This window comes from Mesorhizobium sp. M0478, assembly GCF_040321305.1.
Lineage (GTDB): Bacteria > Pseudomonadota > Alphaproteobacteria > Rhizobiales > Rhizobiaceae > Mesorhizobium.
Map to the genome: position 1 here is coordinate 342,049 of NZ_JAMYRH010000003.1, position 17,653 is coordinate 359,701.

At 64.1% G+C, this 17,653-nt stretch carries 17 protein-coding genes; 5 read left to right on the top strand and 12 right to left on the bottom strand.

Annotated features, from left to right (window positions below; all coding sequences use genetic code 11):
• Position 1: 1 nt before the first annotated feature.
• Positions 2-190: a hypothetical protein gene (locus NKI64_RS09505; protein WP_352667732.1), complete on the top strand. Its 189-nt coding sequence runs from the start codon at positions 2-4 to the stop codon at positions 188-190.
• On the opposite strand, the gene NKI64_RS09510 is transcribed toward NKI64_RS09505, so the two are convergent.
• Both NKI64_RS09510 and NKI64_RS09515 read right to left on the bottom strand, forming a co-directional pair.
• On the bottom strand, positions 181-1,362 hold the full coding sequence (locus tag NKI64_RS09510; RefSeq protein ID WP_023692228.1) for an MFS transporter: 1,182 nt from the start codon (positions 1,360-1,362) through the stop codon (positions 181-183). The two genes, NKI64_RS09505 and NKI64_RS09510, sit on opposite strands and share 10 nt — an antisense overlap.
• Positions 1,363-1,464: 102 nt before the next feature.
• A complete protein-coding gene (locus NKI64_RS09515; protein ID WP_023692229.1) occupies positions 1,465-1,692 on the bottom strand; it encodes a DUF1127 domain-containing protein in 228 nt (75 codons plus the stop codon).
• A 252-nt stretch (positions 1,693-1,944) separates the two neighbouring features.
• On the opposite strand from NKI64_RS09515, the gene NKI64_RS09520 reads away from it, so the two are divergent.
• Positions 1,945-3,462: a winged helix-turn-helix domain-containing tetratricopeptide repeat protein gene (locus NKI64_RS09520; protein ID WP_352562475.1), complete on the top strand. Its 1,518-nt coding sequence runs from the start codon at positions 1,945-1,947 to the stop codon at positions 3,460-3,462.
• A 549-nt stretch (positions 3,463-4,011) separates the two neighbouring features.
• Positions 4,012-5,508: an aldehyde dehydrogenase family protein gene (locus tag NKI64_RS09525; protein ID WP_023732228.1), complete on the top strand. Its 1,497-nt coding sequence runs from the start codon at positions 4,012-4,014 to the stop codon at positions 5,506-5,508.
• A 24-nt stretch (positions 5,509-5,532) separates the two neighbouring features.
• Here the strand turns inward: NKI64_RS09525 and doeB are convergent, their stop codons facing one another.
• The 10 genes from doeB to ehuR form a co-directional block, all read right to left on the bottom strand.
• Positions 5,533-6,537: a N(2)-acetyl-L-2,4-diaminobutanoate deacetylase DoeB gene (gene doeB / locus NKI64_RS09530; protein WP_023732229.1), complete on the bottom strand. Its 1,005-nt coding sequence runs from the start codon at positions 6,535-6,537 to the stop codon at positions 5,533-5,535.
• A gap of 5 nt (positions 6,538-6,542) precedes the next feature.
• A complete protein-coding gene (doeA, locus tag NKI64_RS09535; protein WP_023732230.1) occupies positions 6,543-7,721 on the bottom strand; it encodes an ectoine hydrolase DoeA in 1,179 nt (392 codons plus the stop codon).
• A 38-nt stretch (positions 7,722-7,759) separates the two neighbouring features.
• Entirely contained in the window at positions 7,760-8,752 is a 993-nt protein-coding gene (locus NKI64_RS09540) for a cyclodeaminase (RefSeq protein WP_352667736.1), read from the bottom strand.
• Between the two features lie 232 nt (positions 8,753-8,984).
• Entirely contained in the window at positions 8,985-9,971 is a 987-nt protein-coding gene (gene eutB / locus NKI64_RS09545; protein WP_023732232.1) for a hydroxyectoine utilization dehydratase EutB, read from the bottom strand.
• 5 nt (positions 9,972-9,976) lie between these two features.
• Entirely contained in the window at positions 9,977-10,756 is a 780-nt protein-coding gene (gene eutA / locus NKI64_RS09550) for an ectoine utilization protein EutA (RefSeq protein ID WP_352667739.1), read from the bottom strand.
• An 8-nt stretch (positions 10,757-10,764) separates the two neighbouring features.
• On the bottom strand, positions 10,765-11,424 hold the full coding sequence (ehuD, locus tag NKI64_RS09555; protein ID WP_352498036.1) for an ectoine/hydroxyectoine ABC transporter permease subunit EhuD: 660 nt from the start codon (positions 11,422-11,424) through the stop codon (positions 10,765-10,767).
• Positions 11,424-12,083 carry an ectoine/hydroxyectoine ABC transporter permease subunit EhuC gene (gene ehuC / locus NKI64_RS09560; RefSeq protein ID WP_023682673.1) on the bottom strand — a complete coding sequence of 220 codons (660 nt, stop codon included), beginning with the start codon at positions 12,081-12,083 and terminating at the stop codon, positions 11,424-11,426. The genes ehuD and ehuC overlap by 1 nt, the downstream gene beginning before the upstream one ends.
• Positions 12,084-12,244: 161 nt before the next feature.
• A complete protein-coding gene (gene ehuB / locus NKI64_RS09565) occupies positions 12,245-13,096 on the bottom strand; it encodes an ectoine/hydroxyectoine ABC transporter substrate-binding protein EhuB (RefSeq protein ID WP_023682674.1) in 852 nt (283 codons plus the stop codon).
• Between the two features lie 63 nt (positions 13,097-13,159).
• Positions 13,160-13,945 (bottom strand): ectoine/hydroxyectoine ABC transporter ATP-binding protein EhuA, encoded by a 786-nt coding sequence (gene ehuA, locus NKI64_RS09570; protein ID WP_023682675.1) that lies wholly within the window; start codon positions 13,943-13,945, stop codon positions 13,160-13,162.
• Positions 13,946-14,069: 124 nt separating this feature from the next.
• On the bottom strand, positions 14,070-15,455 hold the full coding sequence (ehuR, locus tag NKI64_RS09575) for a MocR-like ectoine utilization transcription factor EhuR (protein ID WP_352543960.1): 1,386 nt from the start codon (positions 15,453-15,455) through the stop codon (positions 14,070-14,072).
• 82 nt (positions 15,456-15,537) lie between these two features.
• Between ehuR and NKI64_RS09580 the strand changes: the two genes are divergently transcribed.
• Positions 15,538-16,026, top strand: coding sequence for an Lrp/AsnC family transcriptional regulator (locus NKI64_RS09580; RefSeq protein ID WP_023686966.1), 489 nt, complete (start codon positions 15,538-15,540; stop codon positions 16,024-16,026).
• A 129-nt stretch (positions 16,027-16,155) separates the two neighbouring features.
• Complete coding sequence (locus NKI64_RS09585; RefSeq protein ID WP_352667742.1) at positions 16,156-17,649, top strand: NAD-dependent succinate-semialdehyde dehydrogenase; 1,494 nt, start codon at positions 16,156-16,158, stop codon at positions 17,647-17,649.
• The last annotated feature ends 4 nt before the right edge of the window (positions 17,650-17,653 follow it).

Below are 17,653 nucleotides of genomic sequence, written 5' to 3' on the forward strand. Positions count from 1 at the left end.
AATGGTGGCACGATCCGAAGGCGGCGGGCGTAAGCTGCAGACCCTGACACCCGCCTGGCGGCCGTGGCGTTCATCGAGGCGGATCGGACGCTTCGAGGAACGCGACGAGGCGGGTTCGGCCTTTCTCGCTCTTGTCGACAAGGGCAGCATCGGCCCGAAGGCCGCAATGGCAGGCACGCCTTACGCCTGAACGCGGTCAACCCGCCGTAGTTCCGCCAGCAGAAACACCACCAGCACGCAGCACAGGATGCCAAGCGACGATGGCAGTCCCTGATGTCCGGTCAGTTGCATCGCCAGCCCGGCCACCGGGGAGCCGACGATGCCGCCTACGCCCCATACGAACGCGAAGGCGGCATTGCCGGCGATCAAGGCTTGACCGGTGAAACGCTCGCCGAGCTGGATCAGTGACAGCGTGTAGATCCCGAACGAGACCCCGCCCCAGACGAAGAAGAGCGGCCAGACAAGCCATGTAGCGAAGAGCAATGGCAACAGCAGGCAACCGGCCAGGCAAGCCAGGACACAGAACAGCATCATCGGCTTCGAGCCAAACCGTTCGGCGGCGCGCCCAAGCACGACCTGCAGCACGGCATTGCCGGCGATAAAACAGGTGATGAGCGAAGCGATGCGCTGCTCAGTGCTGCCGAGCGCGGCACCATAGACCGCGAACAGCGAAAGCAGGACTTGCTCGAAGGCGGCAGCCGTGAAGACTGCGAACAAGAGCAGCGGCGCCAGCGCGAAGAAGCCGCCGACCGACACCGCTTCGCCATCACGCGGCATGTCGGGCAGGCGTGGCGCGACGGCAAGCACGATCAGGCCGCAGACAAGGAAGGCCGCGCTGCCGATGATGAAGGGTGGCCATCCTTGCGTGCCGACCAAGCCTAGCGACAGCGGGCCGAGGCCAAAGCCGGCGGAAACGATGGAGGAGTATAGGCCCATGATGCGGCCTCGGCGTGCCGCGGGCGTGATCGAGACCAGCCAGGTTTCACTGATCACGTAAAGCGGATTGGCAAAGAAGCCGAGCAGGAAGCGCAACGGCATCCAGGCCCATACATCCTGCGTCCAGGCAATCGCGATCAGGACGGTTGCTGCCAGGATCGAACACACAACCGCAAGGCGGGCCGCACCCACCCGCCGCACCAGCGCCGGCGTGAAGAGCGATGATACAATGAAACCCAGAGGCGTCATCGCGGCCGAGAGGCCGATAAGGCCCGGTGTCGTCCCTTGCCGTTCCAGGATGAAGCTGAGCAGCGGATAGGTCAGCCCCTGTGCTACGGCGAACACCGTAACGGTCGCGATGATGCCGGCCATCGCGACCCATGGGATGCGGTTCTCTGGCGGTGACGTCGCGTCTTCGGCGCTCATGCCGGCTTCGAAGCAGGATCGGCACGTTCCGGCAAGTGCAAATGCCGGCAAAACGCCGCGGTACGCCCAAACAGGCGGGCGGGTCTTATCCGCGACATCAGCTCACACTTGCCAGAAGCGTTTGACGATTTCGGCCTCGACCTGGCGTCTGGTCAGACCGATATCGTCGATCAGATGCGGATTGGCCTCCGCCATCTGCTTGAGGTCCCAGCGAAAGCGTATCCGCTCGCGCCAGGCCGCGATCATGCCCCGCGGGCCCGTCGGACGCCGGCCCGATGACACCGCCTTTTCCGGCAAGGCTGCACGAGCAGAAGCAAGGGTATCGTTCATGGCAACCTCCATTCGGTTTGAGGAGCGACAGCCCTCGGCTTGAAAGAGGTTGAATTCTGCCGCATGCGGACGACGCCGTAATTAAGCGCAGCCAAATAGTTCTCAAAAGTTCCAAAGCAGTTAGAGCACCTCGCCGTTTCATGGAAACGACGAGGTGCTCAACTCTTTGTTTTGACGCCATACGTCCGTGAAGCGCTCCGCGCTTTCCCGTGGGAAAACCGCCTTCACACCTTTCCTGGAATTGCTCTATAGATGCGCGTTATGCAGGGATCGCGCTTTGCCTTTGGTCCGTTCGTGCTTGATCCGGGTGCGGGAACGCTCCTTCGGGACCAAGTTCCCGTCGCCGCCGGCCACCGCGGACTGCAGCTGCTGGCGGCGCTCGTCGCCCGGCCCGGCGAGATCGTGGCCAAGGCCGAGTTGATGGATGCGGCATGGCCAGGCACCGCCGTTGAGGAAGGCAACCTCACCGTCCAGATTGCGCAACTGCGCAAGCTGCTGGGTCCGGCCACGAACGGCGGAGAATGGATATCGACCGTTCCGCGCGTCGGCTATCGCTTCGCCGGCGCCATCGAACAGCTCGGCGACGAGAAGCGACAGGCTTTGCCGCTGCCCGCCAAACCGTCGATAGCCGTGCTGCCCTTTGCCAATTTCAGCAACGACCCCGAGCAGGAAGCCTTCGCCGACGGGTTGACCGAAGACCTGATCACCGACCTGTCGAGGATTGGCGGCCTGTTCGTCATCGCGCGCAACTCGACCTTTGCCTACAAGGGCAAGGCGGTGGATGTGCGCGAGGTCGCCAGGGAACTTGGCGTGCGCTATCTCTTGGAGGGCAGCGCCAGACGCGCCGCCGGGCGCGTGCGCATCAACGCCCAGCTGGTCGACGCGCTGAGCGGCGAGCATTTGTGGGCAGACCGCTTCGATCGCGGCCTGGAAGATATTTTTGCCGTTCAGGACGAGGTGACGGCCAAGATCGTCGAGGCGCTGCTTGGCCGGCTGCGCGCGCCGCTGCCGCGCAACCGGCCCCGAAATCTCGAGGCCTACGATCTGTGCGTGCGAGCCCGCAACCTGATCGACGTCTCGCCGGAGACGGCGCGCGAAGCGCATCTGTTGCTGACGCGCGCGCTTGCGCTCGATCCGGACTATGCCGAAGCCTATCGCTGGCTTGCCATGAACCACTGGATGGGATGGGTGCATTGGGGAGAGCCCATTGAGCCTGCCCGCGGCCTTGCCCTGGAACTGGCGCGCAAGGCTGTGGCGATCGATCCCAACGATGCCGGCTGCCACTGGGTGCTTGCCAACCTGCTTGCCTATGAGCGCAGATTCGACGAAGCGGATGTGGGATTTGCCAAGGCGTTCGAGCTCGACCCGAACGAGGCCGATGCCTGGGCGACATTGTCCGACATCGCGGTCCTGGCCGGGCGCGTCGAGGACGGCCTCGACTATATCGGCAAGGCGTTCCGGTTGAACCCGTTTCCGGCAAGCTGGTACTATCTGACGCTCGGCCAGGCGCAATATGCGGCGCGCGACTATGAAGCCGCCGTCGAGACGACGCGCCGGGACGAGACGTATCGGACAAGCTCGCGCCGTTTCCTTGCGGCAAGCCTTGCGCAACTCGGCCGGATCGACGAGGCGCGCGCCGAGGTCGACCTGTTCCTTGTCGCGAACCCACATTTCACCACCCGCCACTGGGTCGAGACGGAGCCGTTCCGCGACACTGCCACGCTCGACCATTTCGTCGATGGCTTCCGAAAGGCCGGACTTCCGGAGTGACGGACCGGCGTGCTCGATCGATGCAGGCACCGTCGGTTGCGGCTCAACTGCCAATGTTTGCAAGTCGCGAGGCCGCTGACCGATCTTGCTTCCGCGAGCAGTCATCCAACAGCGATTGCAGCGAAGCGGCGCGCGAAACCTCTGTCACGGTGAAGCCGGCTGGAACGGCCAACGATCGATCCGGCCGCGGGTGAGCGCTGGGTGGCGGCGGGCGACTACCTGTTGCGCTCTCGTCTGCAATGCCGGCATCGCGGTCGCCGTGGGCAATGATCGGCTTGCCTCGTTGAGCTTTCAGCGACGCGCTCCGACAACTCGCGATGATTTTTCTAGATGCCGGATGATTTTTCTAGATGCCGTTTGTCGAAGCACGATCTTTTCCGAAAGCCGGTTCCCACTTTTCGGGATCATGCTCTAGCGGCTGTCTGTTTCTTGTTGCTCGCGTGATCGGAAGTCACCCGCACAACCTGGTTATCTGAGCGCCCTTTAGCTTTCCTTGTTTGAGGTCGGCGGCGGGAGTAATAGTCGCCACGGAATTGCGAGGAGGAAGAGATGACGCTGAACTTCGACCCGAAGGCGAAGGCCACGGCGCTTTACCATGGCGAATTCCGACCGATGTTCATTGGCGGCAAGTGGGTCGCGGCGCAGTCCGGCCACGGCATGCAGGCACTCAATCCGGCAACAGGCGAGGTGCTGGCGACAGTGCCGCGCGGCGGGGCTGCCGATATCGACTCGGCGGTGGCCGCCGCGCGCGCGGCCTTCGAAGGCCCATGGTCCAAATTCTCGCCCTACGAGCGGCAGTGCGTGCTGCTCAGGATCGCCGATCTCTTCGAGACGCATTGGGAAGAGCTCAGCGTTTCCGACACGCTGGATATGGGGCTGCCGATCACGCGCACGCTCGCCAACCGGCGCCGCGTCATCGGCATGCTGCGCTTCTATGCCGGCATGGCGACGGCGCTGCATGGCGAGACGATCGACAATTCGATTCCCGGCGAGATCGTCACCTTCACCCGGCGCGAGCCGGTGGGCGTCGTTGGTGCGATCATTCCCTGGAACGCGCCGACCGCCGCCTCGATCTGGAAGATCGCGCCGGCGCTGGCGACAGGCTGCACCATCGTGCTGAAACCGTCCGAGGATGCGTCGCTGACGCCGCTGCTGATCGCGCAACTGATGCAGGAAGCCGGCGTGCCCGACGGCGTCGTCAACGTCGTCACCGGCACCGGGGCCGAAGCCGGTGCGCGGCTCGCCGAACATCCAGACGTCAACAAGATCGTTTTCACCGGATCGACGCTGACCGGCCAGGCCATCGCGCGGGCAGCCGTGGCCAACCTCAAGCGCGTTTCGCTGGAACTCGGCGGCAAGTCGCCGATCATCGTCTGCCGCGACGCCGACATCGACAAGGCTGTTCCGATCGCGGCGATGGCGGTGTTCGTGCATTCGGGCCAGATCTGCATTGCCGGCTCGCGGCTGTTCGTGGCGCGCGAAATCCATGACGAGTTCGTCCGCCGGCTCGCCGATTTCGCCGGCAGACTGCGGATCGGCCATGGCATCGAGGCAGAGACGGAAATCGGACCGCTCATCAATGCCAGGCAGGCAGCCAAGGTGGAGGGCTATATCAGGGCCGGCAGCGACGAAGGCGCCGAACTGGTCGCCGGCGGCTCGCGGCTGACCGGCGAGCTCTACGATGGCGGCAACTTCATTGCGCCGACGGTCTTCGGCGCCGTGTCGGACCAGATGACCATCGCGCGCGAGGAGATTTTCGGCCCGGTCATTTCGGCGATGCCCTTCGACACGCTCGACGAAGCGGTGGCGCGTGCCAATGCGACGCCCTATGGCCTGGCCGCCGGCATCTTCACGACACATCTGGGCACCGCGCACAAGCTTGCGCGCCGCGTCAAGGCCGGCTCGGTCTGGGTCAACATGTACCATGCCATCGACCCGGCGGTGCCGTTCGGCGGCACGAAGATGTCGGGTTATGGCCGCGAGGGCGGCATCGAGCATCTGCACGAGTATCTGGAGACCAAGTCGGTCTGGATCCAGACCGACTGATATTCGCGCGGCGTACTCTGCGAATCACGATGAAACCACAACGGCCAGGACGGCGGCGCAGTCACCGGCTTTGACCAGGCCGGGGAAATGCCGCGCCGCCAGAATGCCGGACATTTTTGCCCGGATTTCCTGCGGAGCGATGCCGGTGCGGCCGGTGGAATGGATGCGCGCCAGCACCGAGCCTTCTTTCACAGGCTCGCCGAGATCGACCATGGTTTCGATCATGCCGTCCTCCTCGGCGAAGGAGAAACAATCGCCTGACGGCATGTCGAGCCACTGAGTTCTGCCCTTCTCGACCGCACCATCAACAATGCCGGCATGGCGCAGCACATTGCTGATGCCGCGCCGCGCGATCCGCACGGTCTGGGCACGCGAGGTGCCGCCCCCGCCAAGCTCGGTGCTGACGAAGACCTTGCCCATTTCCTCGGCCGCCGTGTCATACATGCCGACGGAGTCAATCTCGATCATGCGCATCGAGAACGGGGCCGAGAACGCGGCGACCGCGTCGAAGGCTTTCTGCTCCAGCGCCTTGTCGGGCACCGTGTGGGCGGCACAGAAGGGCACGAAATCCAGCGTCCTGCCGCCGGAGTGGAAATCGAAGACGAGGTCGGCGCGACGCAGCAGTTCGCGTTGAAAGTAGTCGGCGATCTTCTCGGTCACCGTGCCGTCGGGACGGCCGGGAAAGCTGCGGTTCATGTTGCCCTTGTCGATCGGCGATGTCCGGGTGCCGGCGCGGAAGGCCGGATAGTTCATCGCCGGCACGATGATCACCGTGCCGCTGACCTGTTTGGGATTGAGCGTGCGGGCGAGATCGTAGAGCGCCAGCGGCCCCTCATACTCGTCGCCATGGTTGCCGCCGGTGAGCAGGGCAGTCGGCCCCTTGCCGTTGCGGATGACGCAGATCGGGATCATCACCGAGCCCCACGCCGAGTCGTCGCGGCTGTAGGGCAGGCGCAGGAAACCATGTTGCACGCCGTCCTTGTCGAAATCGACGGTCGGCGCGATCGGAGATGGGCGGAGGCTAGGCATCGGGCTCAATTCTTCACCACCAGTTTGCGCGGTACATTGGCGAGGCACTCTACACCGGTTTCGGTGATCAGGATGGATTCGGTGATTTCCAGTCCCATCGTCTCCAGCCACAGGCCGGTCATGAAATGGAAGGTCATGCCGGGCTTGAGTTCGGTGCGGTCGCCGGGGCGCAGGCTAATGGTGCGTTCGCCCCAATCCGGCGGATAGGAGAGACCGATGGAATAGCCGGTGCGGTTGTCCTTGACGATGCCATATTTCTTCAACACGGCGAAAAAGGCGTTGGCGATGTCCTCACAGGCATTGCCGGGCTTTGCCGCCGCCAGCCCCGCCTCCATGCCTTCCAGTGTCGCCTTCTCGGCATCGAGGAATTCCTGTGTCGGCTTGCCGAGAAAGACGGTGCGCGACAGCGGGCAATGGTAGCGGTTGTAGCAGCCGGCGATCTCGAAGAAGGTGCCCTCGCCCGACTTCATCGGCTGGTCGTCCCAGGTGAGATGCGGCGCCGAGGCGTCGGCGCCCGACGGCAGCAGCGGCACGATCGCCGGATAGTCGCCGCCGACGCCATCGACACCGCGCGTGCCGGCATCGTAGATCTCGGCGACCAGATCGCATTTGCGCATGCCTACTTCGATCTTGTCGACGATGCGCTGGTGCATGGCTTCGACGATCCTAGCCGCCTTGCGCATATAGTCGATCTCGGTTGAACTTTTCACGGCGCGCTGCCAGTTGACCAGCGCTGTCGCGTCGACGAAGCGGGCGTTGGGCAGGTGCTTCTGCAACGCGGCGAAGGCGGCAGCCGAGAACCAGTAATTGTCCATCTCGACCCCGATGGTCAGCTTGCCCCAGCCGCGATCACTGAGCACTCTGGCCAAAAAATCCATCGGGTGGCGCTCGGTCGACTGCACGTAGTGGTCGGCATAGCCGACGATGTTGTCATGCGCGAGATAGGCGGTGCGCTTGGCGCCATTGGCATCCTGGCCGCGGCCGTACCAGACCGGCTCGCCCGATGGTGGCACGATCACCGCCTGATGCACATAGAACGACCAGCCATCATAGCCGGTCAGCCAGGCCATGTTGGATGGGTCGCTGACAACCAGGAGATCGACGCCCTTCACCTCCATGGCTTTGCGCGTCTTGGCGAGGCGATCCGCAAATTCGGCGCGCGAGAATTTCAGGTTCGGTTGCATTGTTCTTGGTCCTCGTTTGTTGGGCCTTGCGACCAGCATCAGCTTTCAAAAATGGTTCCGGCATTGGCCGCCCGCGCCCGGTCGTGAGCGAGCATGGCGATCGCCGTATCCTGCACGCCGGTGCCGGTGAGGTCGGCAATGGTGATATCGCTGGGTGAGCGCCTTCCGTGCCGTTCGCCGGCGATGATCTGGCCGAGTTCGGTGACCTCGGCATCGGCTCCCATCACGCCCGATGCGATGGCGTGATGCAGTTCTCCCAGACGCCGTGTCTGCTTGGCGCTGTCGGCGACATAGAGATCGGCCATGCGCAGGATCGCCGGCGCGATCTCGTTCTTGTGTTCGGCATCCGAGCCCATGGCGGTGATGTGCTGCCCGGCAACGACAAAGCCGGCCTTGATCAGCGGCTCGGTCGACGGCGTGGTGGTGACGATGATGTCGGCGCCGATGGTTGCTTTGGCTGCATCCGGCTCGGCGCGCACGAGGACGCCAAGTTTTTCGCGCAGCGCGCCTGCGGCCGCCTCCGCCTTGACCGCATCGCGCGCCCAGATACGTGCCTCGGCGATCGTCCGCACCAACATGAGCGCTTCGAGTTGCAGCCCGGCTTGCACGCCGGCGCCGAAGATTGCGGCGACGGACGAATCCGGCCGCGACAGATGCTTCGCCGCGACGGCGCCGGCAGCAGCGGTGCGGACATCTGTGAGATAGCCATTGTCCAGCAGCAGCGCGTCGACCACACCGGTTCTTGCCGAGAGCAACACCATCATGCCGCCCCCGCTGGGCAGACCGAGCTTCGGATTGTCGAAGAAGCCGGAGCTTATCTTAACGGCGAAACCGTCTATTCCAGGCACATAGGCCGACTTCACATCGACCTCGCCGCGCTGCTCGTGAATGTCCAACCGCAGGATCGGCGGCATCGCCACCGGCAATGTGGCGAGCGCGCGGAAAGCGTTTTCGACGCAGGCGACCGCGTCGAGATCGAGCGGCACGATTGTGCGCAGTTCCTTCTCGGTGAGGATGGTCATCGGACTCATGTGTCGCGCTCCGTACTAGCGCGCACCACGAAGGATAGTGTTCCGTCACACCCCCCTCTGGCCTGCCGGCCATCTCCCCCGCAAGGGGGGAGATTGGACTGCACTCCTGCCTTCGCCAATCTCCAGCGCAGCAAGAATAGCGACCGCATCGAAGCTGCCGATCTCCCCCCTTGCGGGGGAGATGTCCGGCAGGACAGAGGGGGGTGGGCGGGAATTCGGCGTGGGAGAGTTTTCATGCCGCGCGCTCCGCGATTGCGTCACCGCAGACGATCTTGCGATGCGTGTTCATGTCGATATTGCGGCCCGAGAGAAGAACGACCACCGGCCCGGTCGCCTTGACCTTCCCGGCAAGCAGCGCGGCGATGCCGACCGCGCCGGCGCCTTCGACGATCTCGCGCTCCTGTTCATAGGCATGGCGGATGCCGGCGGCGATCTCGTCCTCGCTGAGCAGGATGACGTCATCGAGCAGATCGCGGCACATGGCGAAGGTCAGCCGGTTGTCGAGACCGATGCCGCCGCCGAGTGAATCCGCCAGCGTCGGCAGTTCTTCCACCTCGACCGGGCGACCGGCATCTAGGCTCGCCTTCATCGCAGCACCACGCGCCATCGAAACGCCGATGATTTTTGTCCCGGGGCTGACGCCCTTGACGGCGGCGGCGATGCCCGAGGCGAGTCCACCACCTGAGAGTTGCACCAGGACGAGAGCGGCGTCCGGGACCTGCTCGATCATCTCCAGTCCGAGCGTGCCTTGCCCGGCGATGATGGCCGGGTGGTCGAAGGGCGGCAGCATCACCAGTCCCTCCTGCGCCACCAGCCGTTCGACCTCCTGCTGCGCCTCGTCCTGACTGTTGCCGATGATGCGGACATCCGCGCCAAGCCGACGGATTTCGTCGAGCTTGTTGCCCGGCACCAGTCGCGACATGCAGATCACCGCGCGCATGCCTTCCAGCTTCGCGGCATGGGCCAACGCACGGCCATGATTGCCGGTCGACGCCGCGACCACGCCGCGCGCCTTCTCCTCGGCGCTCAGCGAAGCAATGGCATTCGAGGCGCCGCGCAGCTTGAAGCTGCCGGTGGTCTGGCGGTGTTCAAGCTTGAGGTGGACGGGGATGCCCAGTCGTTCGGAAAGGCTGTGAGATAACCCTGTCGGCGTGCGTTCGATTTTGCCGGCAATTCGCTCCCGGGCGGCACGAATATCGTTAAGGGTGACTGTCGTCATGATCGTCAACCGCGCGGCAAAGGCAGCGTCATCAGACGGCCAAATTCGGGATGCGACGTCCCGTCGCCACACAACCGCAAACAATTCCAGGCGCTCGCCTGATTGCTGGTGACGACCGGGCGGTCGATCGCCTGTTCAATGCCGGGAACCGCGAGCGCTCCGCGCAATGCGGTGCAGGACACGAACAGTGCATCGGCCTGCGCATGCGTCGCCTCACGAGCCAGGTCGACGATCGCTGCCGGCGCAATGCGCGCCATCTCGCGATCGTCCTCGAAGCCGAGGCAGGTGAAGCTGACGATCTCAAAGTCGCGCTCGCCGAAATACGTCGCCATCGGCCTGGAGGTTTCGACGGTGTAAGGGGTGAGGATGCTGATCTTTTTCGCGCCCAGCGCCTGCAGCCCGCGCACGCCGGCCATCGGCGGCGTGACCACGGGAACACCCGGCTTGGCAGACTGGATCGCGGCCTCGATTTCAGCGTCGCCAATCACTACCGAGGCCGAGGTGCAGGAGTAGCAGATTGCGTCGAGCGGCTCGTCTGGCAGGATCAGCGCGGCGCCCGCCGCCAGCTCCGGCTGCATCTTGCGAAGGTTTTCCGGCGTCGTCGGATTCTTGTAGGGAATGCGCGCGACATAGACGCCGATGCGCTCGCTCGCCACCATGCGGCGGAAATCCGGTTCGCTGGTGTGGTCGGTGGCAAGGATGATCAGGCCGACGCGCTTTTCCAGCGGGCGCGCATCGAGCGCCGGCCTTGTCGGCATCAGCCTGATTTCGGGCAGCGGTTTCATCTTGAGAATTACCTTTCGATCTTGCCGTAGCGATGTTCCAGCCAGCGCAGCAGCACGACCGAGAAGAGGCTGATGACGAGGAAGAAAGCGCCGACCAGCGTGATCGGCTCAATGTAGCGATAGTAGGTGTTGGCGACGCTCTTTGCCTGGTTCATCAGCTCCAGCACGGTGATTGCCGATAGCAGCGGTGTCTCCTTGAACATCGCGATGAAATAATTGGCCAGCGCCGGGATCATCGGTGGGATCGCTTGCGGAATGATGATGTTGGTCCAGGTCTGCGTGGCGCTCAGATTGCAGGCCTTGGCCGCCTCCCACTGGCCGCGCGGCACGTTGTCGATGCCGGCGCGATAGACTTCCGCCGTGTAGGTGCCGTAGTGCAGGCCGAGCCCGATGACGCCGGCGACCAGCGGCGGCAACAGGATGCCGAAATCCGGCAGGACATAGAAGATGAAATAAAGTTGCACCAGAAGTGGCGTGCCGCGGATGAATTCGGCCGCCCAACCAACGGTGCGCGACAGGACCTTGTTGGGCGAGCGTCGCGCCAGCGCGATGCCCAGACCCACGACAGCGGCCAGCACGGAGCCGAGCAGCGTTGCCAGGATGGTGATCTTCACGCCCTGGATCAGCGTCGGCAGGATCTCCCAGACGAAGTTCCAGTCCCAATCCATCAGACGCGCACCCCGTCGAGGCCGCGCGCCATGCGGCGTTCCAATGAACGCACGCCCCAGGAGATGATCAGCGCCAGGGCGAAATAGATGATCAGGATGGTGGTGAACGGCGCCAGCGTGTTGCCGGTCTGCGAGCGCACGACCTGCGCCTGAAAGGTGAGATCGGCGAGCGAGATCAGCGACACCACGGAGGTCGCCTTGAGCAGTTCGATGGCGTTGTTGCCGAAGGTCGGCAGCATGATCAGCAGCGCCTGCGGCAGGATGACATGGCGCATGCCTTGCCAGCGGCCGAGGTTGAGCGCGATGCAGGCCTCATATTGTTCGCGGCCGACCGACTGGATGGCGCCGCGTACCACCTCGGCCGCATAGGCGCCGACATTGAGGCCCAGCGCCAGCACACCCGCCTGCAGCGGGGTCAGTTCGAGGCCGATCAACGGCAACACGAAATAGGCAAAGAACAGCTGCACGAAGATCGAGGTGCCGCGGAAGAATTCTATATAGACGGTTGCCAGCCAGCGCAGAGCAAAGAAGCGCGACACGCGGCCCATGCCGGCGAGGAAGGCCATGATCAGGGCGAGCACCGACCCCATCAGCGTCAGCTCGATGGTGACAAGCGCTCCCTGCAATATCAGGCCAAGGTAGCCGGACCACTGGGTCATTCGGGTTCCAACGGTTGGGTTCTAGCTCCTTCTCCCCGTACACTGGGAGAAGGTGCCGGCAGGCAGATGAGGGGCAGCGCTAAATTCTCAGAACCTGGCGCCGCCCATCATCCGGCCCTTGGGCCACCTTCTCCCGGTGAACAGGGAGAAGGCAAACGGCCCTATTTCGCCGCGCAGAGCTTGTCCCGCGTGGTCGACATCGCGGCTGCGGCCGAGAAGCCGTAGGGCTCGATGATCTTGGCGAACTCGCCGGATTTCTTCAGCTTGGCGAGCTCGACATCGAAGGCATCGCGCAGGGCCTCATCGCCTTTCTTGAAGGCGGCGCCGTCGCAATAGACCGGCGCGCCTACCACCGGGGCGATGACTTCGAGGTTCGGATCGTTGGCTTTCTTGACGAGGTCGTTGATCGACAGGACGGGAAGCGAATAGGCATCGATGCGACCGTCCTGCAGCATCTTCAGGCCGCTCTGGCCGTCCGGCACGACGATGACGCGCTCGCGCGGCACCCCGGCGTTGAGCGCCAGCTTCTCCTCGGTGCCGCCGCCGGGCGCGCCGATTGTGGCGGACGTGTCCTTGGCGACATCCTCGTAGCTCTTGAAGCCCTTCGGATTGCCCTTCTTCACCAGCATCGCCTCGGCGTCGCACAGCACCGGCTCGGAATAGACGACCGCCGCGCAACGCTCCGGCTTCATGAACAGGCCGGCGGTGACGACGTCGAAGCGGCCGGCCTGCAGGCCGGGGATCATCGCGCCATACTCCGAAATGGAAGCGACGATGTCGGCAACACCGAGGCGCTTGAAGACCTCGCGCGCCACGTCGGGCGCCGCACCCGAAACCTTGCCGTCGGCAGCGACCGCAGTATAGGGCGGCTCGTTGGCGATGGCGACGCGGGCAAAGCCCTGTGCCTTCAATTGCTCGAGCTTGCTGTCATCGGCCGAACCGGTGCTCGACGCGGCGAGCACCGCCGTCAGTGCGAGACCGGCGACGCCGGCCAGAATGCCAAGTTTCTTCATTGTTCCCAACTCCTTGTTGTCTTCTTGGTTTTGTCTGGGGCGGTCTTCCGCCCCGCAAAGCGGTCAGACACGATGTCCGGCCGCGATGATCTTCTTCAGGAAGCCTTGCGTGCGCTCCTGCTTTGGATGGCGGAAAATCTCGTCTGGTTTGCCCTCTTCGACGATCTTGCCGCGGTCGAAGAACAGCACGCGGTCGGCGAAGTCGTGGGCAAAGCCCATCTCGTGGGTGACCAGCAGCATGGTCATGTCGGTCTCTGCGGCGAGCTTGCGCATGACATTCATCACCTCCTCGACCAGCTCCGGATCGAGGGCCGACGTCACCTCGTCGAACAGCATGATCTTCGGCGACAATGCCAGCGCACGGGCAATCGCCACGCGCTGCTTCTGGCCGCCGGACAGCTGCGCCGGCATCGACTTCGCCTTGTCGGCCATGCCGACCATGTCGAGCAGTTCCATGGCCCGCTTTTCAGCGGCGGCGCGAGGCGTGCCCTTGGTCAGCATCGGCGCCAGCGTGACGTTATCCATGACGCATTTGTGCGGAAACAGATTGAACAGCTGGAAGACCATGCCGATCTTCTGCCGCATCTTGGTCAGGTGCCGCTCGTCGGCGGGCAGCAACTGGCCGTTGCGCTCCATGTGGTAGAGCTGCTCGCCATCGATCTGGATATGGCCGCCGTCGATCTTCTCCAGCGTCATCAGGATGCGCAGGATCGTCGTCTTGCCCGAGCCGGACGGGCCGATCAGCGCCAGCTTCTCGCCGGGCATGACCTGCATCGACAGGCCGTCCAGTACCTTGAACGAGCCGAAGCTCTTCGAAATGGCGTCGACCTTGATGATGGGTGAGGACAAATGAATTTCCCCTGCTGGAGAAGCCTGTGCCCTTAACGATGCGGAACGCGCCAAATCATGTCAATTGGGAAAATAAAATCATGACAATATTTCCGGCACTGCATGATTCCAGAGCAATTCCCGCTTAGATTGCGAGCAGCAGATGCTCCGGATCGCCAAGCAGCAACTTGGTGACAACGCCGAGGCCGGCGCGCAGTTCCCCCTCGGTGGTCGAGCCGAGCGAGATGCGCACCGCCGGATGCCAGGGCGCATCCGAGATGCGGAAGGAGGTGCCGGGCGCGATCGCCACGCCTTGCAGGCGGGCCTGGGCGACGAAGCTTTCCTCGGCACGGTCCGCGGGCAGTTGCAACCAGACATGCAGCCCGTCGCGCCTGGCGCGATAACCAACCCCGCCCAGCACCTCGGCTGCGATGTCCTGGCGGCGGCGCAATGCCGCGCGCTGCCAGCGAACGAGTTCCATCGCCGTGCCGTCGGTCACCCATTTGGTGGCGATCTCGGCCACCAGCGGCGTCGCCATCCAGTTCGACACCAGATGCCGGTTGGCAACGGCGGCGACATAGCGGTCGGGCGCCGCGAGATAGCCGATGCGCAGGCCAGGTACGGTGATCTTGGTGAAGGAAGTGACGTAGAGCGTGCGCTCCGGCGCAAAGGCGGCGACCGGCGGCGGCCGGTCCTCGACCAGCGGACCCAGCACATCGTTCTCGATGATGGCGATGTCGTGCTTGCGCGCGACCGCGGCGATCTCTTCGCGCCGCCGAGCGTCCATCAGCGTCGCCGTCGGGTTGATCACCGACGGTTGCACGAATACCGCGCGAATGTCGGTGAGCCGGCAGACCTCGTCCAACGCCTCCGGGATCAGGCCATTGCCGTCGATCGGCAGGCCTTCCAGGTTGAAGCCGAGATAGCGCGCCAGCGGCACCAGCGTGTGGTGGCCGATAGTCTCGGTGGCGACAGTCGATCCCGGCGGCGCAACGCTCATCAGCGCCACGGTCATCCCGGCGGTCGCCCCATTGGTCAGGCTGATATTCTGTGCGGAGGTGTCGAGCCCACACAGTTTCAGCCATTCGACAGCCACCGCGCGGTGACGCGGGAACACCATGTTGGGCCGGAACGACAACGCCGAACTGGATGGCAGGTTTTCGGCCAGCCAGCCCAGCGCCTGCTTCAGCCGCTCCAAATGCATCGGCTCGCAGACCGGCTTCAGGATTGACAGATCGATGACCTCGCCGAGGCGCTCCGGCAGATAGGGCGGCTCCGGGTCGCGGCGCTGCGTCTGGACAAAGCTGCCACGGCCGATCTCGCCCGAAATCAGGCCGCGCCGGATCAGTTCTTCGTAGGCGCGGCTGACCGTCTGCACCGACAGTTTTAAATCGTCTGCCAGCCTTCGATGCGTTGGAAGCCGCGCGCCGTTGGCCAGCCGCCCGTCATGAATGGCGCGGGCGAACTGGTCGGCCAGCGTTTGATAGGCTGGCCGGCGGATGAGCGCAGGGTCGGGTTGCCATGATGTCATGACTTAATAGAGATCGAAATCAGTGCAATTGACAATCGAAATAATGCGCCGTCATGGTGATGCCGACAAAAAGCGGACGCCGATGACATCGAAACTCGACGCGGTCGACCTCAGGATACTCGACGCCATCCAGCGCGACGGGCGCATCACCAAGCTGGCGCTGGCCGAACAGGTCGGGCTGTCGCCGACGCCGTGCTGGATGCGGCTGCGCAAGCTGGAGAAGGCAGGCATCGTCTCGGGCTACCACGCCAGGATCGCCATGCGCGTGGTGGCGCCGGTCGCCACCGTGTTGATGGAGGTGACGCTGGCCAGCCATCGCCAGGCCGATTTCGACCGCTTCGAACGCGTCATCCGCGACATCCCCGAAATCGTCGCCTGCTGGTCGGTGGGCGGCGGCGTCGACTATGTGGTCAAGGTGATGACGCGCGACATCGACGCCTATCAGCGGCTGGTCGACGACCTGCTGGAGCGCGAGATCGGCATCGACCGCTACTTCACCTACATCGTCACCAAGACGGTGAAGGACGAAATCGTGCTGCCGATAGCCGATCTGCTGCCGGCGTCGGCATAAGCCCGGAGAGAATGTCTGTCGGGACGGCACAATAGAGAGAGTCTCTCTCCTTCAGGGCGTCGAAACAGTCTCTCTGTCTGCATGTGACGGATAGTCTTCCCGCATCGTCCGAACCGGGAGGCCTCGACCATGTCCGCGCATTTTGCCCGCTCGCATCGCCATGAGGCGCTCGACCGCCTCTCCGACCGCCGGCTGCTGCGCGAGCTTGCCTATGTCGATGGGCATTGGACCGCGAGCGAAGCGGCCGAAAGCTTTGAAGTCACCGATCCGGCCACAGGCGCGACGGTCGCGTTTGTCGCCGCGCTCGATGCGCAGCAAACGACAAGGGCAATCGGTGCCGCCGCGCGTGCCTTCCCGGCTTGGCGGTCACTGCTGCCGCAGGAGCGGTCGAGAATTCTGCGAAAATGGTTCGAGCTGATCATCGCGGCGAAAGACGACCTTGCCCTGCTGATGACTTTGGAACAAGGCAAGCCGCTGCAGGAATCGCTCGGCGAAATCGACTATGCCGCCTCTTTCGTCGAATGGTATGCCGAAGAGGCAAAGCGCCTCAACGCCGAGAGCGTCACCAGCCATCTGCCGAATGCCGAGATGATGGTGAGGCGCGAGCCGCTCGGCGTTGTCGGCGTCGTCACGCCCTGGAATTTTCCGGCGGCGATGCTGACCCGCAAGGCGGCCGCCGCACTCGCCGCCGGCTGCACCATCGTCGCACACCCATCCTCGGAGACGCCGCTGTCGGCGCTGGCGCTGGCTGAACTCGGCGAGCGCGCCGGCCTGCCCGCCGGTGTCTTCAACGTCATCACCGGCAAGGCAGCGACGATCGTCGGGCGCATGTGCGAAGACCCGCGCGTCCGCGCCATGAGTTTTACCGGCTCGACGGAGATCGGCCGGTTGATCGCCGCACAGTGTGCTCCGACGATGAAGCGGCTGGTGATGGAGCTTGGCGGCCATGCGCCGCTGATCGTCTTTGCCGACGCCGATGTCGACAACGCAGTGAGCATTGCCATCGATGCCAAGTTTGCAACGTCAGGCCAGGACTGCCTTGCCGCCAACCGCATCTATGTCCAGCGCCCGATCTACGATCGCTTCTGCGCCGCCTTTGCCGAGCGCATCGAGGCGCTGCGGACCGGCAATGGGCTTGTCGAAAAGATCGATATCGGACCGCTGATGCATGAGCGCGCCGTGACCAAGGTCGAGGAACAGGTCGCCGATGCCGTCGCCCATGGCGCGCGCTGCCTCACCGGCGGCAAGCGGCATCAGGCCGGGCCGCTGTTCTACCAGCCGACGTTGCTGGCCGATGTCAGCGACGAAGCGCTGATCATGCGCGAGGAGACCTTTGGGCCGGTCGCCGCAGTCACGCCGTTCGACAGTGAGGACGAGGTGATCGCCCGTGCCAACGCCACGGAATATGGCCTCGTCGCCTATGTCGTTACCGAGAATGGCGCCCGCCAGCAACGTATGGGCCGCGCGCTCGACTACGGCATGGTCGCCATCAACCGCGTCAAGATCACCGGCGCGCCGATCCCATTCGGCGGCGTCAAGCAATCCGGCATCGGTCGCGAAGGCTCGCGCCATGGGCTCGAAGCTTTCGCCGATCTGAAGTACCTCTGCCTGGACGTCGCATAAGTCC

Bases quoted from the DNA above. Each gene is read 5' to 3' on its own strand.
- NKI64_RS09505 (WP_352667732.1), top strand. From the start codon at position 2: ATGGTGGCACGATCCGAAGGCGGCGGGCGTAAGCTGCAGACCCTGACA.
- NKI64_RS09520 (WP_352562475.1), top strand. From the start codon at position 1,945: ATGCGCGTTATGCAGGGATCGCGCTTTGCCTTTGGTCCGTTCGTGCTT.
- NKI64_RS09580 (WP_023686966.1), top strand. From the start codon at position 15,538: ATGACATCGAAACTCGACGCGGTCGACCTCAGGATACTCGACGCCATC.
- NKI64_RS09510 (WP_023692228.1), bottom strand. From the start codon at position 1,362: ATGAGCGCCGAAGACGCGACGTCACCGCCAGAGAACCGCATCCCATGG.
- ehuC (WP_023682673.1), bottom strand. From the start codon at position 12,083: ATGACCCAGTGGTCCGGCTACCTTGGCCTGATATTGCAGGGAGCGCTT.
- NKI64_RS09525 (WP_023732228.1), top strand. From the start codon at position 4,012: ATGACGCTGAACTTCGACCCGAAGGCGAAGGCCACGGCGCTTTACCAT.
- eutB (WP_023732232.1), bottom strand. From the start codon at position 9,971: ATGACGACAGTCACCCTTAACGATATTCGTGCCGCCCGGGAGCGAATT.
- ehuB (WP_023682674.1), bottom strand. From the start codon at position 13,096: ATGAAGAAACTTGGCATTCTGGCCGGCGTCGCCGGTCTCGCACTGACG.
- doeB (WP_023732229.1), bottom strand. From the start codon at position 6,537: ATGCCTAGCCTCCGCCCATCTCCGATCGCGCCGACCGTCGATTTCGAC.
- NKI64_RS09540 (WP_352667736.1), bottom strand. From the start codon at position 8,752: ATGAGTCCGATGACCATCCTCACCGAGAAGGAACTGCGCACAATCGTG.
- NKI64_RS09515 (WP_023692229.1), bottom strand. From the start codon at position 1,692: ATGAACGATACCCTTGCTTCTGCTCGTGCAGCCTTGCCGGAAAAGGCG.
- NKI64_RS09585 (WP_352667742.1), top strand. From the start codon at position 16,156: ATGTCCGCGCATTTTGCCCGCTCGCATCGCCATGAGGCGCTCGACCGC.
- eutA (WP_352667739.1), bottom strand. From the start codon at position 10,756: ATGAAACCGCTGCCCGAAATCAGGCTGATGCCGACAAGGCCGGCGCTC.
- ehuR (WP_352543960.1), bottom strand. From the start codon at position 15,455: ATGACATCATGGCAACCCGACCCTGCGCTCATCCGCCGGCCAGCCTAT.
- doeA (WP_023732230.1), bottom strand. From the start codon at position 7,721: ATGCAACCGAACCTGAAATTCTCGCGCGCCGAATTTGCGGATCGCCTC.
- ehuD (WP_352498036.1), bottom strand. From the start codon at position 11,424: ATGGATTGGGACTGGAACTTCGTCTGGGAGATCCTGCCGACGCTGATC.